We start from the raw sequence: 15,014 nt of genomic DNA, 5'->3' as shown, positions 1-15,014 counted from the left end.
TGTTCCACTTTTGAAAAAATGGTCTTATACGATTACTTAAACTCTTTGGAAGTTTATTGAGTTAGTGATTCTTATACATGAGCCTTAGCTCAGGTGTTCCTTATTTTAATATTAATTAAACAAACTAAGTCCGAGACATTTATTTATGCCTCGGACGTTGATTACACTTAATTTTTATTTACAATATTACAAAACCATAGCGTTTATTTCGTTATAGTCAGAAATTACGTTTCCTTTGATAATCTTTTATCATAGATCATTAAAAATATTAACGCTATAACAAGTAAGAAAATCATACTTAAAAACATAGCCTGCATATTAAATGTATCCACCACTACACCGCCAATTAATGGTCCAAAAGCTTTACCTACTGTAGCAGCAGAATTAACATAACCTTGGAATGATCCCTCTTTACCACTAGGCGCAAGTTGATTAGCAATAGTTGGCACCGCTGGCCATACAAACATTTCACCCAATGTAAGTATAATCATACCTATCATGAATACTGAAAATTGTTCAGCAAAGCTTGTAACAAAGAACGACAATATAAATATAATTATACCTACAAGCATTTGATATTTCAGATTACCTTTTAACAACCTAATAACAGGTGAAATCAACGGTTGAGCTACCAAAATCATAATACCATTCACTGTCCACAATAGACTGTATTGACTCATAGAAACATTTATTTCTTGTGTAAATGAAGCAATAGTACTTTCCCACTGAATATATGCTATCCAACAAATACTAAACATCACACACAGCAACGATAACGCTAGAAATTGTGGTCGATATGCTTTCGATAACAAGCTCATTGCATCATTCGATTTTACTTTCACGTCTAACTTAATATTAAATTGAGTAACTGCAACAATTGCAAAAGCCACATACATTAATAAATTAGCAATAAATATATAATTAAAACTTAACTCTGCTACAAACCCACCTGAAGCTGCACCAATGGCAACACCAAGGTTTTGTGCTAAATAAATCGCATTAAACGTTTGTCGACCACCGTTAGGCCACACCGCACCTGCTAATGCATAAATTGCTGGTATGATCATGCCGCCACCAAATCCCAACGCCACTAACCACACTGCATACCATGGCCAATCGTGAAAAAAATTTAGTAACGTTGTACTCATCAGACAGATGACAGTACCAATCATAATTGTCCGATAACCACCCAGTTTATCAAATAAATTACCACCTAATAAATTACCAATGACCATACCAAAAGAGTTGATCATTAACACTAAGCCAGCCATAGTCAAACTTTTATCTAATTGTTCATTCATATAAATTGTATTTAACGGCCATAAAAAACTTGAGCCTGTGATATTTAATGCCATACCAATAACTAACCACCATACTGATTTAGGCATATTCATAACATTAAGCTCCCTTCTAAAATTAAATTTCTCATTTTACTCTAAACACTATATCACTAAAATATGTTAAAATCTTTAACTAGAATGAATTTAGAAAGGAAAATGTTATATGGGACAATTTTTCCCTTACGCATTCGAGAATAAGAGATATCACACGTGGAATTATCACTTGAAGAATAAATTTGGACAAAAGATATTTAAAGTTGCAATTGATGGTGGCTTCGATTGTCCAAATAGAGATGGCACTGTTGCACATGGCGGTTGCACGTTCTGTTCAGCAGCAGGCAGTGGTGATTTTGCAGGAAATCGTGTGGATCCTATCGAAGTACAATTTAGACAAATCAAAGATAGAATGCACGAAAAGTGGCATGACGGACAATATATCGCATATTTCCAAGCATTCACTAATACACACGCACCTGTTGAAGTATTACGTGAAAAATATGAAACTGCACTAAAAGAGCCAGGCGTTGTCGGACTATCTATAGGTACACGTCCTGATTGCTTACCAGATGACGTAGTTGAATATTTAGCAGAACTTAATGAACGCACATATTTATGGGTGGAATTAGGCTTACAAACAATCCATCAAGAAACTTCAGACCTAATTAATCGCGCCCATGATATGGAAACTTATTATGAAGGTATAGCCAAATTACGTAAGCATAACATTAATATTTGCACACATATTATTAATGGTTTACCTGGCGAAGATTATAATATGATGATGGAAACAGCTAAGGAAGTAGCACAAATGGATGTTCAAGGTATTAAGATCCACTTACTACATTTACTTAAAGGCACACCAATGGTCAAACAATACGACAAAGGTATGCTTGAATTTATGTCGCAAGAAGAATATACAAACTTAGTTTGTGATCAATTAGAAATCATTCCAAAAGAAATGATTGTTCATCGTATTACTGGTGATGGTCCGATTGACTTAATGGTTGGCCCAATGTGGAGTGTCAATAAATGGGAAGTATTAAATGAAATTGATAACGAACTAGCTCGTAGAGCATCTTATCAAGGTAAATTTTTCGAAAGCACTGTAAAATCATGAAATTAGAACGTATTCTCCCTTTTGCCAAGACACTTATCAAACAACACACACATGATGAGAGCATCGTAATCGATGCTACGTGTGGTAATGGAAATGATACATTATTTCTAGCACAACATGTTACAAGCGGTCGTGTGCACGCTTTTGATATACAGGAAACTGCAATTCTAAATACACAACAAAAAACGAAAGATTTTAATAATGTAACACTTCATCATGCAAGTCATTCCGAGGTAAAGCAATATATACCTGTTGAATCACATGGAGCGGTAGATGCTGCAATATTTAATTTAGGTTATCTTCCTAAAGGAGATAAATCGGTTGTTACACTACCGAAAAGTACTATTGCAGCTATCGAAGCTATATTTGATATTTTATCATCAGAAGGTATCATTATCTTAGTAATATATCCAGGGCATGAAGAAGGAAAAATCGAACGCGATGCTGTAATAAATTATTTAAAAAACTTTGATCAAAACAAAGCTCACATTTTACAATATCAATTTATAAATCAGCAAAACGATCCACCATTTATTTGTGCAATCGAAAAAAGATAATAACAAGACACATGCAAATACAAAATAATATATGTATCACAGTACTTATTTTATAAAAAATAAAGCCACAGTGCCTATGCACTGTGGCTTTACTATTCCCTATAGATTAATGATAGATTTAAGACTGTTTTGAATACTTGTTGATTTGCCATCAATTTCTTCTTTAAAGAAATTTAAAAGACTTTCCCGTTGATCTTTTAAATCTTCATTGAAATGTATGATAACTGTACGTTCATCATTCTGTGGTCTTTCTTTAATGATCCAAGTTTTTTCAACTAAATCATTATACGTTCTTGTACGTTTATAAGACTTAATATGAACAAAATCATCCATTTCCTTTAAAGTCATTGAACCTTCTTTCCAAAGTGTAAGAAGAATCAATATTTCTTCTTTTGACATTTTGTATTGCTTTTGTACTTTGGCAAAAATATCGTCAATTTCTTTTAATACCGATTCCAATTGCAATACGCCATCAACTTTATCAGCAAATGCCTTCCCCATATAATAATCCCCCAATCATAGAATAAAGTTTAAACATGTAAAATTAATTCATAAAAACCATCATTCATTGTGATATAAATTCTTCACTGAATAAATATTAGAATTTTTAATAAAATTAATCTTATATACAGTTTAAATTCAAACTATGAATTATGCAATTAAATGAGATATTTTATTTTGCATTTCTTTCAAAATATTGACAGAATTGTTGAATAATCTTTCTTCTTCTTGGCTTAAAGGTATTTCAAATACTTTCACCGCCCCTTGTCGGTTAATTTTTGTAGGCACACCTACATAGACATCTTTTTGGTCATATTCTCCTTCTAAATAACTAGAAACTGTTAAGATGAGATTTTGATTATTTAATATAGCTTTTGTAATATGAACCAAGCCCATAGCGATACCATAGTATGTTGCTCCTTTAGCTTGAATAATATCATAAGCCGCATCACGAGTGTTTACAAAAATTTCTTCAATTCTGTGTTGTTTTTCGGGATCATCTTTAAGTAATTGATATAGCGGTTGACCTGCAATATTTGCTTGTGACCAAACTGCTAATTCTGAATCTCCATGCTCACCTATAATTTGTCCGTGGACACTTCTATCTGATACACCAAATTCTTCTGCCAATTCGTATTTAAATCTTGCAGTATCCAGTATTGTTCCAGAACCAATGACTTTTTCCTTTGGTAAACCTGAAACCTCTCTTGTTACATAAGTCAGAACATCCACAGGATTTGTAGCTACAAGGAAAATACCATCAAATCCTGAATCCATAACTTCAGACACTATATTTTTAAATATTTTTGTATTTTTTTCAATTAAATCTAATCTTGTTTCTCCTGGTTTTTGGGCAGCACCAGCAGTAATTACAACGATGTCTGCATTATCACAATCTTTATAGCTACCCGCTTTAATCTTTATAGGTGACCCACCATAAGGTGCAGCGTGGTTCAAGTCCATCACATCACCTTTAACTTTCTCTTCTGCTAAATCAATAATCACTAATTCATCCGCTACACCCTGAGCAACTAATGCAAATGCATAGCTAGAGCCTACAGCGCCATCTCCAATTAAAACTACTTTATTACTTTTAATATATTCCATAATAAGACTCTCCTTACGTATATGAACTTTAATTTGTGATTTATTTCACAAATTAAATATAACAAAGCACGAAGAAAATTGCAATGATTTTGTGATTTATTTCACATACAAAATATTTCTTTTCCGCTCCGTTATTTTAAAAAAAGAAACCGCACACTATGGTACGATTTCTTATTAAGTGAGCATTTGCGACAGCCCTCTATTTAGACTTCTTGCTTATTATGAGACTTCATTTTCATCATGAACTATGAAACCATTGTTACTTGAACTATTATTCAAGAAAGCTAAAATATATCTCATTACTTCATCTCTTTCAGGCTCATTATGTATTTCATGATATAACCCATCCCAAGCTTTGAAATATAATTCTTCAGTAGTTATTTTTTCTTTTATCAAATCCATTGCTGTGACATCAGCTACTTTATCTTCTGTACCATACATTAAAAGCAATGGTAAAGATTTCACATCTTTTAAGTGGTTTACTGTTTCCTTCATTATCTCAATAATTTGTTTATACCAATGATATGTTACTTTTAGTAGCATAAGTTGATCATTATTTGTTTCATCTATTACTTCCGAGTTTCTAGTTAAATCTTCGACTGTAATACCAACTTTAAATCTAGTGTCTTTGGCAAGTTTACCTATATTCGAAATAATCTTATCTTTTCTAGTTTTATTGCTTTTTTTAAACTCAAGTAAAGGAGAAAGTAACATTAAACCTTCGATTGGTACCTCCACTTTTTCAAGTAAGTTTAAAACAATTAAGCCACCCAATCCTACGCCTAAGACATAAGTTGGCAATTTATATTCATTAGCGATTCGAATCCATTCAAGTATATGCTCATGATAAACATCAAAATTATCAATTTGACCTTTGTTTGAGCGTGAAGTTTGCCCTTGTCCTGGCAAATCTCCCATAATCACATGGTACCCATTACGGCGAAGCATTGTAATTACATATGCGTATCTACCTGTATGTTCAAGCATGTTGTGTGCAATCACCACAACACCTTTGGCTTCATTTTCGGTTTCCCATTTCCACATTATCCATACTTCCCCTTCTTCTTTAAATTCATTAAGTATATTGTATCAAAATATCATGTAGTTTTTCCATTTTAAACATAACAATACAACTCTAAAAATAAGTTTATTTCCTACAACTAAATTTATAATGCTCTTGAATATGGCACTCATGAGTGCATTTGATAATTTAAAGTGTAATATATTTTATTGTAAACGATTTCATTACTATTTGATTCATGCTACACTATTAATGAAACATAGCTATAAGCGGAATAGGAGGAATTAATATGCCAATTGTGAAGAATTTTTTTATCGGATTATCAAATAATCCGCTTTTGAATAAGACCGCCAAAGAAATCGGGCCAATGCTCGGGGCAAATAAAGTAGTTGCGGGTAATACTATTACTGCCTTGGTGGACACAATTGAACGTTTAAATAACAAGGGAATTACTGTTACAGTTGATTGCCTTGGAGAGTTTGTTCTAACTGAAGGTGAAGCAATCCAAGCAAAAGACCAAATCATAGAAGTGATGTATGCAATTTACAATCATAACTTAGATGGTCACATGTCTATTAAACTGAGTCAACTAGGTTCAGAATTTGATATAGATCTTGCTTATCGTAATTTACGTGAAATATTATTGAAGGCAAATCAATTTGATAATATGCATATTAATATAGATACTGAAAAGTATGATAGTCTATTCGATATCACCCAAGTTTTAGATCGCTTAAAAGGTGAATTTAAAAATGTGGGCACTGTAATTCAAGCATATTTATATAAAGCTGATGCACTTATTGATAAATATCCAGAATTAAGACTTCGTATGGTAAAAGGTGCTTATAAAGAAAGCGATACGATTGCCTACCAAACAAAAGAAGAGATAGATAAAAACTATATTCGTTTGATGGAGAAAAGGCTTTTAAATTCAAAAAATGTAACTTCAATTGCTACACATGATGATGAAATCATCAGACATATGAAACAATTTATTAAAGATAATAATATTGAAAGAAGCCAATACGAATTTCAAATGTTGTATGGGTTCCGTACAGATTTAGCAGAAAAAATTGCTGGTGAAGGTAATGGTTTCTGTATCTACGTACCTTATGGCGATGATTGGTTTAGTTACTTTATGCGTAGGCTAGCAGAGAGACCTCAAAATTTAAACTTAATGTTTAAAGAAGTTATGAAACCAGAGATCCTTAAAAAAGTCGGTATAGTTAGTGGTGCTGTAGCATCATTTGGATTAGCAACAACATGTATATATCGTATTTTTAAGAAATAAAATAAATAACGGGTATGCAACACCAAATTTAATAAATTGATATTACATACCCGTTTTGCCACTGTTGGCTAGATTTCTAAATAACTTAATACAAGTAATTTAGTTTTCTAGTCATCATGTACTGTTCATATATTTTATTTTTCAAGTGTATAAATTTACAACTTTTAACCACAATCCTCGTTTAAATACTTGAGGATTTTTATATTTCTCGTAATAAATTTGCCATTTCAATGGCACTAACAGCCGCTTCTGACCCTTTATTACCCGCTTTAGTACCAGCTCGTTCAACAGCTTGTTCGATATTTTCAGTTGTTAAAATCCCAAAAATTACTGGTGTATTAGTCACATCATTTGCTTTAGAAATACCTTTCGCTACTTCATTACATACATAGTCGTAATGTGAAGTCGAACCTCTAATCACACAACCTAGAGTGATAACGGCATCATAATCACTTTTTTCTGCTAATTTTTTAGCTATTAAAGGAATTTCAAATGCACCAGGTACATAAGCAACATCGATGTTTTCTTCTGGTACCTCATGTCTAATTAAAGTGTCTTTCGCTCCATCTAATAAGCGATTTGTTATAAAATCATTAAACCTACTTACTACTATCGCAACTTTTAAATCAGAACCTATTAATTTACCTTCAAAATTCATTATAATTTCCTCCTTATATTAAGTGACCCATTTTTTCTTTTTTTGTATCCATATAATCTTGATTATATTTATTAGTTGGTACGACAAGTTCAACACGTTTAGTAATATTAATACCGTAGTTCTCTAAGCTTTCAAATTTCTTAGGGTTATTACTTAATAAATTAACACTTTCAACACCAAAATATTTCAATATTTGGGCGGCATTTTGATAATTTCTTAAGTCTTCTTCAAAGCCCAAAGCAATATTTGCTGTTACAGTATCATATCCTTGTTCAATCAGTTCATATGCTTTTAATTTATTGATTAAGCCAATACCTCTACCTTCTTGAGGTAAATATAAAATAATGCCACCGTGTTCATTTATATATTTCATAGACGCTTCTAATTGTTCACCACAATCACATCTTTGGCTATGGAATATATCTCCTGTTAAACATGATGAGTGTATGCGTACATTTTCAGTTTGTTTAATATCACCTTTTACGATAGCCACTATTTCTTCGTCGTTATCAGAAGTTGTAAAACCGTACATATCGAATACACCATAATCTGTTGGCAATTTCACTTTTGCTTTTGCTTCTAATTTTGAAATAACAGACTTACGGTATTTTTCTAAATCTTCTATAGAAATCATTACTAAATTATGTGTTGCTTTAAATGTTTCTAATGACTCACCTTTTGCCATAGTGCCATCATCATTCATAATTTCACAAATTAATGCGGCAGGTTTAGCACCTGTTAATTTAGCTAAATCAACTGATGCTTCGGTATGTCCACGTCTTGTCAACACACCATTATCTTGTGCTATTAATGGAAATAAATGACCTGGTTTATTAAAATCATGCGCACTTACACTATCATCTATTAAAGCTCTTGCTGTCAACATTCTTTCGTCAGCGCTTATGCCTGTAGTTGTATCGACGTGGTCAATGCTAACTGTGAATTGTGTTCCATAAATATCAGAATTATTACTAACCATTGGGTTTAAATCTAATTTTTTAGCTATATCGCTACTGATAGGTGCACAAATTAATCCTCTACCATGTGTAGCCATGAAGTTAACTGTGTCATTATGCATCCATTCAGTTACAGCTACTAAGTCGCCTTCATTTTCTCTGTTTTCATCATCTACAACGATAATGCTGTCACCGTTTTTCAATGCTTTTAAAGCTTTGTCTATACTATCTAATTGCATATTACCCCTCCTAAAATCCAAATGCTCTAAGTTTTTCTGGGCTTAATTCCGATTCGTTACTATTGATAATTCGTTCAACATATTTGAATAACATATCAGTTTCTATATGCACTGGATCACCAACACGTTTCTGATTTAAAATTGTTGATTTTCTTGTTTCTGGTATAAGATGAATATCAAACTCAGCTTCTTTTAATTGGAAAATAGTTAAACTCACACCATCTACAGTAATTGAACCTTGACTAACCATTTGTTTAATCAGTGATGTTGATGGTTTAATAGTAACGATTTTAGAGTTGTCTGATGCTTGTATACGTATGATTTTAGCAACTTCATCTACATGTCCTAAAACAAAGTGACCACCAAAACGACCTTGTCCACTCATAGCTCTTTCTAAATTCACTTCAGCAGATTGAGTTAATTGGTTTAAATATGTTTTATTCTCGGTACCTTTAATAACTTGAACTGAAAAACTTTGATGATCAAATTCCACCACCGTTAAACATGCTCCGTTAACACTGATTGAATCTCCGATATGCATATCTGATAAAATTGTTTGGCACTCAATCTTTAAGTTAACTACAGACTGTTGCGTTGATACTTTTTTTATAGTTCCAATTTCTTCAACAATTCCTGTAAACACCGACAATCACTTCTTTCGTAACTCTAATTTGATATTTTGCTCAAGCATTTGTGAATTTACAATTTCAAACTGTGGTGTTTCTGATAGATTAAAAATACTTTCACTTTGGAAAAATTGATAACTACCAGAACCACCTATCATTTTCGGGGCATAATATAATATTAGTTCGTTCGTAAATTTAGATTGAAGAAATTCAGAAGTCACTGCGGGCCCTGCCTCTACTAGCACACTTCCAATCCCTCTTTGATATAAATCTTTTAATATATTTTCAATTGAACAATTAGTTAATTCTATGATTTCTACATGTTCGATATTTGTTTTTAAATTTTTATTTTGAGTATAAATCCATATTGGTTCATTTCTTAACTGAAAAATATCTAAATTAAAATCAATTTCACCAGTTTTAGATAAGATGACTTTTATAGGATGCTTACCTTCTTCAATACGTGTAGTATATTGTGGATTATCTGCATGTATCGTGCCTTTACCTGTCAAGACTGCATCGTGTTTATGACGAAGCTGAAATACATCATTTTTTACTGCTTTATTAGTAATCCATTTACTTTCGCCTTTATCAGTAGCTTGTTTACCATCAAGACTACATGAGACTTTAACTGTAACTTCTGGAATGGATTCATTCTTAGCTATAAAGAAATCCCTATATAGTGATTCTGCCTCTGATTGAGGACGGAATATCACTTCGACACCAGCCTGTTCTAATATGTCATCACCTTCAGAGGGCAATGTTGTGTCTTTAACTGCATAGACAACCTTTTTAATACCCGCTTCAATGATTTTATTTACACATGGTGGCGTCGAACCATAATGCGTACACGGCTCTAGCGAAATATATATAGTTCCTCCTCGTGCATTATCTTGGGCCATATCTAAAGCTTGTACTTCAGCATGCTTGCCACCTTTTTGCAAATGGGCTCCCATGCCAACAATACGTCCATCATTTACTACTACAGATCCAACTGGTGGGTTTAAACCCGTCTGACCTTCTACCATTTTTGCTAATTGAATAGCGTAATTCAAATAATGACTCATTTTATCACCTCTAAAAAATAAAAAAACACCTGAACTTAACATTTCAGGTGTGGGATATATATTGATATAACATTTTTAGCAATAGTAAAATACACACTTATACATATTCAAATAAAAGCGTATGCTAAATAAACACTTAAAAAGTGCTATTTTCAAGTTATACTTCATTCTTTCTCCCATCCAGACTTTACTGTCGGCTCTAGAGTTTCACTAGATCAGCCACATTTGCTTCAACAAATGCAGGTCGCAGGCTTAATTTACTGCCGGTTGGGAATTTCACCCTGCCCCGAAAGAATATTTATGAAATTGTATTCGATGATTGAGTCAGGTAACTTTGAATAAGTTACAAAATAATGGTACTACACTTTTGAGAAAATGACAATTCTTATTACCTAAGTCGGCTTTATTTTTTTGCTATGCTTTACATTATTACAATTTAAAGCATAAACAAATTAATTAAAACCAAGAGATTAAGGCGCGAATACCAGAAAAAATAATAAAAAACTATAACTCAGTTAACTCACAACTTATTTAATTAATCTATCATTGTGTCATTTATCCCTAAATAGTAAACATCTTTATTTTGTACTTAACAAATGGTCAACCACATTAACAGCTTGTTTTACAATCATCATAACGCCGTTACGTGATTGATTAATTCCATTTGTCAATTGGCCGAGCGCATACATATGTTTTAGCGTGCCATAGCGAGGGCTGATAATTTGATTGGTTTCAGCAACAATTTGAATTCCACCAAGTGGATGCGCTTGTACAACCTGTCTGTTCTCGAGATTTAAGACGAGTTGGTCATCACCATCTAAATCTGCAAGTTGTGTCTTTGATCCTGTAGCATTAATTACAATATCAAACCGTTCTACTGACGCATCTTTATATTTAAAGTTGAACTTATTATTATCATATTGAACATCCTCTAAATCACGCTTAATTTTAATCGTGCCATGGTTAATGTGATCAATCAATAATCGTGCTGTTTGAGGCGGCATCGGGTTTGAATTCTCTTTTAATATAGGCTGATAATTAGTTAAAAATCTTTTTTGATCCTCTCTACTTAAACTATTCCAAATCCAATTTAAATTTTCTTTCGCTAATTCAAGTATACTTTGCAACTTCCCTAATTTATCAGCATGTTCTAAATCATAAGTTAAATCTTTAATTGGATCATCTTGGCTACGATGAACTAACGTTTCGACATCAATATGATGCAATGCACAATCTTTCAAGAATAACTTTATCGCCTCATCTAGAGGTACATTGCCAAAATGCTTGCGCTTTATCTCATTAAAATTTTCTGGAGTTACATATTGAAAGTCGATATCAGGCATCTCCCCTCTCACACTTGGCAATCGCCCTTTTCGACTAGCAACAGTAATGGGTAGTTTAGGATGATGTGCCGTTACATAACGAATGACATCTAAGCTTGCTAATCCTGTACCAATAATAGCGATATCCTCGAAATCTTGTACATCGTCTAATGTATTATAGGTCGGATATGGTGTTTTAATATAACCACGTATCCCCTTTAAGCCATATGGATCATGGTATGACAAAGTACCAATAGTCAAAAAGACGACCTCATACTGTTTACAATTTTCTGTTTCTTTAGAAGTACAAACACAATATGTCACATCTGTTTGCCCTATTTCTGACTCAATAAATACTTCATTAACTTCTTCTTTGATTGTATGTATATTGTCGTAATCATGGTTAAACTTCTGCAAATAATCTTTCATATAATGACCAAATATAAATCTTGGCAAGTATTCTGGATTCGAAAATTTAAATTTAGATTGCATTTCATACCATTCATAAAACTCTCTATGGTTATCTAAATTCAAAGACATTTGTGCTGCCGGTAGGTTGATCAATAATTCTACACTGTCATTTTGAAAAGGAATACCCTGACCCATATTTATAGGATTGTCATATACATCAATATGCATTTTAGAAAAAGAATCACTTTTCACTAATTCTTTTAAAAGCGTGACACCTGCAGTGCCCATTCCAATGATGGCAATTCTCATAGTACACTTCCTTACTAAGATTATTTGTCCTTATTATACCAATCCTTTAGTGTATATTACACATTAATGGTCTACTACTATTTTATCAAGCAGTGTTATAATGTTTTGCTAAGTGTGTTAATCTTAATATATTGCAATAATAGTTTTTTTAATATATATAAGGAGTTCAATAATGAAACATTTAAGAAGATTTTTATTTTTCATTTTAGCAAGTACCTTTTTACTATCTAGTTGCGATTTGCCAGGATTAGGCGGTGGCCAAGCAAAAAACACTGTTAAAATATCAGCTTTAGCTACTAGTGAATCACAAATTATGGCTTATATGTTAAAAGAACTAATTGAACATGATACAAAGGGTGAAACATCTGGCACTATCATCAACAATTTAGGATCTGCCACAATACAACACAATGCATTAATGAATGGCGACGCTGATATATCAAGTACTCGTTACACTGGCACAGATTTAGTTGGTGTACTTGAACAAGAACCTATTACAGATACAAGTAAAGCTATGGCGATTACTAAAAAATTATTTAACCAAAAGTTTAATCAAACATTTTTTAATTCTTATGGTTTCGAAAACACATTCGCATTTATGGTCACAAAAGAAACCGCAGAAAAATATAATCTACAAACTGTTTCAGATTTAAAAAAAATTAAAGATAAAGTCAATGTTGGAACAGATACAACTTGGATTAAACGTGGCGGGGATGGATACGCGCCTTTCCAAAAGCACTATGGCTTCGGTTTCAATTCACTTAAACCTATGCAAATCGGTCTTGTGTATGATGCGTTAAAAAATAATAAATTGGATGTGGCATTAGGCTATACAACAGATGGAAGAATAGCTGCATATGATTTAGTTGTTTTAAAAGATGACAAAAATTTCTTTCCACCATATGATGCCAGTGCAGTTGCTCCAAATAAGTTACTCAAAGAACATTCACAAATTAAAAAAGCAATCTCGAAACTTGATGATAAAATTAGTACAGAACAAATGCAAAAATTAAATTATGAAGCTGATGGTAAAGGAAAAGAACCAGCAGTTGTAGCTGAAACATTCTTAAAAAAACATAATTATTTTGATGAAAAGTAGATAAATATTAAAATGTTAATCAATCTCAATTAATTTAAACAATCTTAAGTAGGAAGTGACACTATGAAATTTATTTTTAAAGTATTTATCTCAACGCTTATGTTATTTATTCTTATTAGTCAAAAAAATAAAGCTAAATAAATTAGAGCATCCCTCATTTATAGTAATTATAAAATATTAAAAAGCCAAACGTCAGTTGACGCTTGGCTTTTTATTATAAATATTGAAACTGAAATTGAAAACTAGCTTTTCTAAATGACCAACCAACACCTATCCCCCTACAATTCCGAACAGTATTCTGTCCAAAACTACATAGTTATCTATTTACAAATCAATAAACTATGATAACAACTATAAAAAATAAAAAAACTGCCAACAAAGTTAACACTTCATTGACAGGATAAGCCATATGCTTGATACATGGCTATTTATTGCGTTTTATGCTTTTCATCATCTTTATAAACAAAGTATTTATAATACTTACCTTCTGTTTTCATATCATTATAGAAATTGGCCATTAAGCTTGCATTACTTTCAGCCCATTTAATGTCAGTAGCGTATTGATGTTCACCAGGATTTTTAGGATTCCATCTCATGCTATAAAGTGTGTTCTGGTCTTTATTTGATAAAAAGTGATCATGAATAAAGTTTGCACCGCCACTTATGGCTTTTTCTGGTGTGTCCCAACCATGTTTCTTGGCATATTCTGATCCGGTTTTGATTGGATCTTCATCTAGTGCACCGACCCCAAAAAAGTTATAATATTTTTTTCCATCAATTTCTACACCACTTGCAAGTTCACTCTTAGCTGACCCTGTTTCTAGTAACGCATGAGAAATCAAATAAACTTCATTTACATGTTTATTTTTCGCTGCTTGTATAAAGTCATCTGAATGTTTTAATAATATTGGATTATCAATTAACATACGTTTAATTCTGTTTTCATCAATGCCTTGGTATTTATCCAACTCTAAAAATTGGTATTTTTGCGTATCACTCTCTATAAACTCACTACTATTCATTGCGGCTTTTATCTCAGTAGATGATGCATCTCTCCAACTTTTATTATCTTTACTTGAAACTTGTTGGCTTGTGTAGTTATCAATTTGCTTTTTAGATGCTTTATCTAAAGTAACTTTTAGGTTTTCAACTTTTTCTTGTTCGTTTACATCTTTAAAAAAGATTTGATCTGATATCATTGAAAAGACAACAACAACAGCTACACCTAAGATTATCAATAAACCAATAATTGATAATATAGAGCCCTTTTTATGCTTCGTCATGTTCACACCTCTTAGGTAATAATTAGGAATGGAGCCTCTTTAATCTTATGTAATACTACTATTGAGACTATCTGATAATAAAGTTTAACACTAAATACTTAATCGTACAA

14 protein-coding genes and 1 riboswitch are annotated in these 15,014 nt (G+C 32.3%); of the genes, 4 read left to right on the top strand and 10 right to left on the bottom strand.

From position 1 onward, the window contains the following. Positions 1–224: 224 nt before the first annotated feature. Positions 225–1,394 (bottom strand): MFS transporter, encoded by a 1,170-nt coding sequence (locus LG295_RS05945; RefSeq protein WP_107558519.1) that lies wholly within the window; start codon positions 1,392–1,394, stop codon positions 225–227. A 109-nt stretch (positions 1,395–1,503) separates the two neighbouring features. Between LG295_RS05945 and LG295_RS05940 the strand changes: the two genes are divergently transcribed. Together LG295_RS05940 and LG295_RS05935 are read left to right on the top strand one after the other, a co-directional pair. Further along, positions 1,504–2,457: a TIGR01212 family radical SAM protein gene (locus LG295_RS05940; RefSeq protein WP_017722183.1), complete on the top strand. Its 954-nt coding sequence runs from the start codon at positions 1,504–1,506 to the stop codon at positions 2,455–2,457. Next, positions 2,454–3,014, top strand: coding sequence for a class I SAM-dependent methyltransferase (locus LG295_RS05935; protein ID WP_107531146.1), 561 nt, complete (start codon positions 2,454–2,456; stop codon positions 3,012–3,014). Before LG295_RS05940 ends, LG295_RS05935 begins: the two co-directional genes overlap by 4 nt. A gap of 99 nt (positions 3,015–3,113) precedes the next feature. Here LG295_RS05935 and LG295_RS05930 read toward each other — a convergent pair whose 3' ends face one another. The 3 genes from LG295_RS05930 to LG295_RS05920 all read right to left on the bottom strand — a co-directional run bounded on the left by LG295_RS05930 (position 3,114) and on the right by LG295_RS05920 (position 5,666). Next, positions 3,114–3,515 (bottom strand): transcriptional regulator, SarA/Rot family, encoded by a 402-nt coding sequence (locus LG295_RS05930; protein WP_107558520.1) that lies wholly within the window; start codon positions 3,513–3,515, stop codon positions 3,114–3,116. Between the two features lie 150 nt (positions 3,516–3,665). Beyond that, positions 3,666–4,622, bottom strand: coding sequence for an L-lactate dehydrogenase (locus LG295_RS05925; protein WP_107531715.1), 957 nt, complete (start codon positions 4,620–4,622; stop codon positions 3,666–3,668). 219 nt (positions 4,623–4,841) lie between these two features. Further along, positions 4,842–5,666, bottom strand: a complete 825-nt coding sequence (locus tag LG295_RS05920; protein ID WP_107531716.1) for an alpha/beta fold hydrolase — start codon at positions 5,664–5,666, stop codon at positions 4,842–4,844. Between the two features lie 266 nt (positions 5,667–5,932). Between LG295_RS05920 and LG295_RS05915 the strand changes: the two genes are divergently transcribed. Next, the gene (locus LG295_RS05915; protein WP_107558708.1) at positions 5,933–6,934 is read left to right on the top strand and encodes a proline dehydrogenase family protein; all 1,002 of its coding nucleotides are present in this window, start codon (positions 5,933–5,935) and stop codon (positions 6,932–6,934) included. Between the two features lie 199 nt (positions 6,935–7,133). Here LG295_RS05915 and ribE (LG295_RS05910) read toward each other — a convergent pair whose 3' ends face one another. The 5 genes from ribE (LG295_RS05910) to LG295_RS05890 form a co-directional block, all read right to left on the bottom strand. Then, entirely contained in the window at positions 7,134–7,592 is a 459-nt protein-coding gene (gene ribE, locus LG295_RS05910; RefSeq protein ID WP_107531718.1) for a 6,7-dimethyl-8-ribityllumazine synthase, read from the bottom strand. Positions 7,593–7,605: 13 nt separating this feature from the next. Beyond that, positions 7,606–8,787 carry a GTP cyclohydrolase II gene (gene ribA / locus LG295_RS05905; RefSeq protein ID WP_318832790.1) on the bottom strand — a complete coding sequence of 394 codons (1,182 nt, stop codon included), beginning with the start codon at positions 8,785–8,787 and terminating at the stop codon, positions 7,606–7,608. A 10-nt stretch (positions 8,788–8,797) separates the two neighbouring features. Beyond that, positions 8,798–9,430: a riboflavin synthase gene (ribE, locus tag LG295_RS05900; protein ID WP_107558710.1), complete on the bottom strand. Its 633-nt coding sequence runs from the start codon at positions 9,428–9,430 to the stop codon at positions 8,798–8,800. A 6-nt stretch (positions 9,431–9,436) separates the two neighbouring features. Next, a complete protein-coding gene (gene ribD / locus LG295_RS05895) occupies positions 9,437–10,480 on the bottom strand; it encodes a bifunctional diaminohydroxyphosphoribosylaminopyrimidine deaminase/5-amino-6-(5-phosphoribosylamino)uracil reductase RibD (protein ID WP_107531721.1) in 1,044 nt (347 codons plus the stop codon). A gap of 164 nt (positions 10,481–10,644) precedes the next feature. Beyond that, positions 10,645–10,778, bottom strand: a riboswitch (FMN riboswitch). Positions 10,779–11,058: 280 nt separating this feature from the next. Further along, a complete protein-coding gene (locus LG295_RS05890; RefSeq protein WP_404476679.1) occupies positions 11,059–12,522 on the bottom strand; it encodes an FAD/NAD(P)-binding protein in 1,464 nt (487 codons plus the stop codon). A gap of 172 nt (positions 12,523–12,694) precedes the next feature. Here LG295_RS05890 and LG295_RS05885 point away from each other — a divergent pair, with 172 nt between their 5' ends. After that, positions 12,695–13,621, top strand: coding sequence for an osmoprotectant ABC transporter substrate-binding protein (locus LG295_RS05885; RefSeq protein WP_326020302.1), 927 nt, complete (start codon positions 12,695–12,697; stop codon positions 13,619–13,621). A gap of 428 nt (positions 13,622–14,049) precedes the next feature. Here the strand turns inward: LG295_RS05885 and LG295_RS05880 are convergent, their stop codons facing one another. Further along, a complete protein-coding gene (locus tag LG295_RS05880) occupies positions 14,050–14,904 on the bottom strand; it encodes an N-acetylglucosaminidase (RefSeq protein WP_017722195.1) in 855 nt (284 codons plus the stop codon). Positions 14,905–15,014 lie beyond the last annotated feature (110 nt).

It is taken from the genome of Staphylococcus pseudoxylosus (assembly GCF_044794325.1).
GTDB lineage: Bacteria > Bacillota > Bacilli > Staphylococcales > Staphylococcaceae > Staphylococcus > Staphylococcus pseudoxylosus.
The sequence above is the reverse complement of the archived record's forward strand: the minus strand, read 5'-3'. Positions and strand labels throughout refer to the sequence as shown.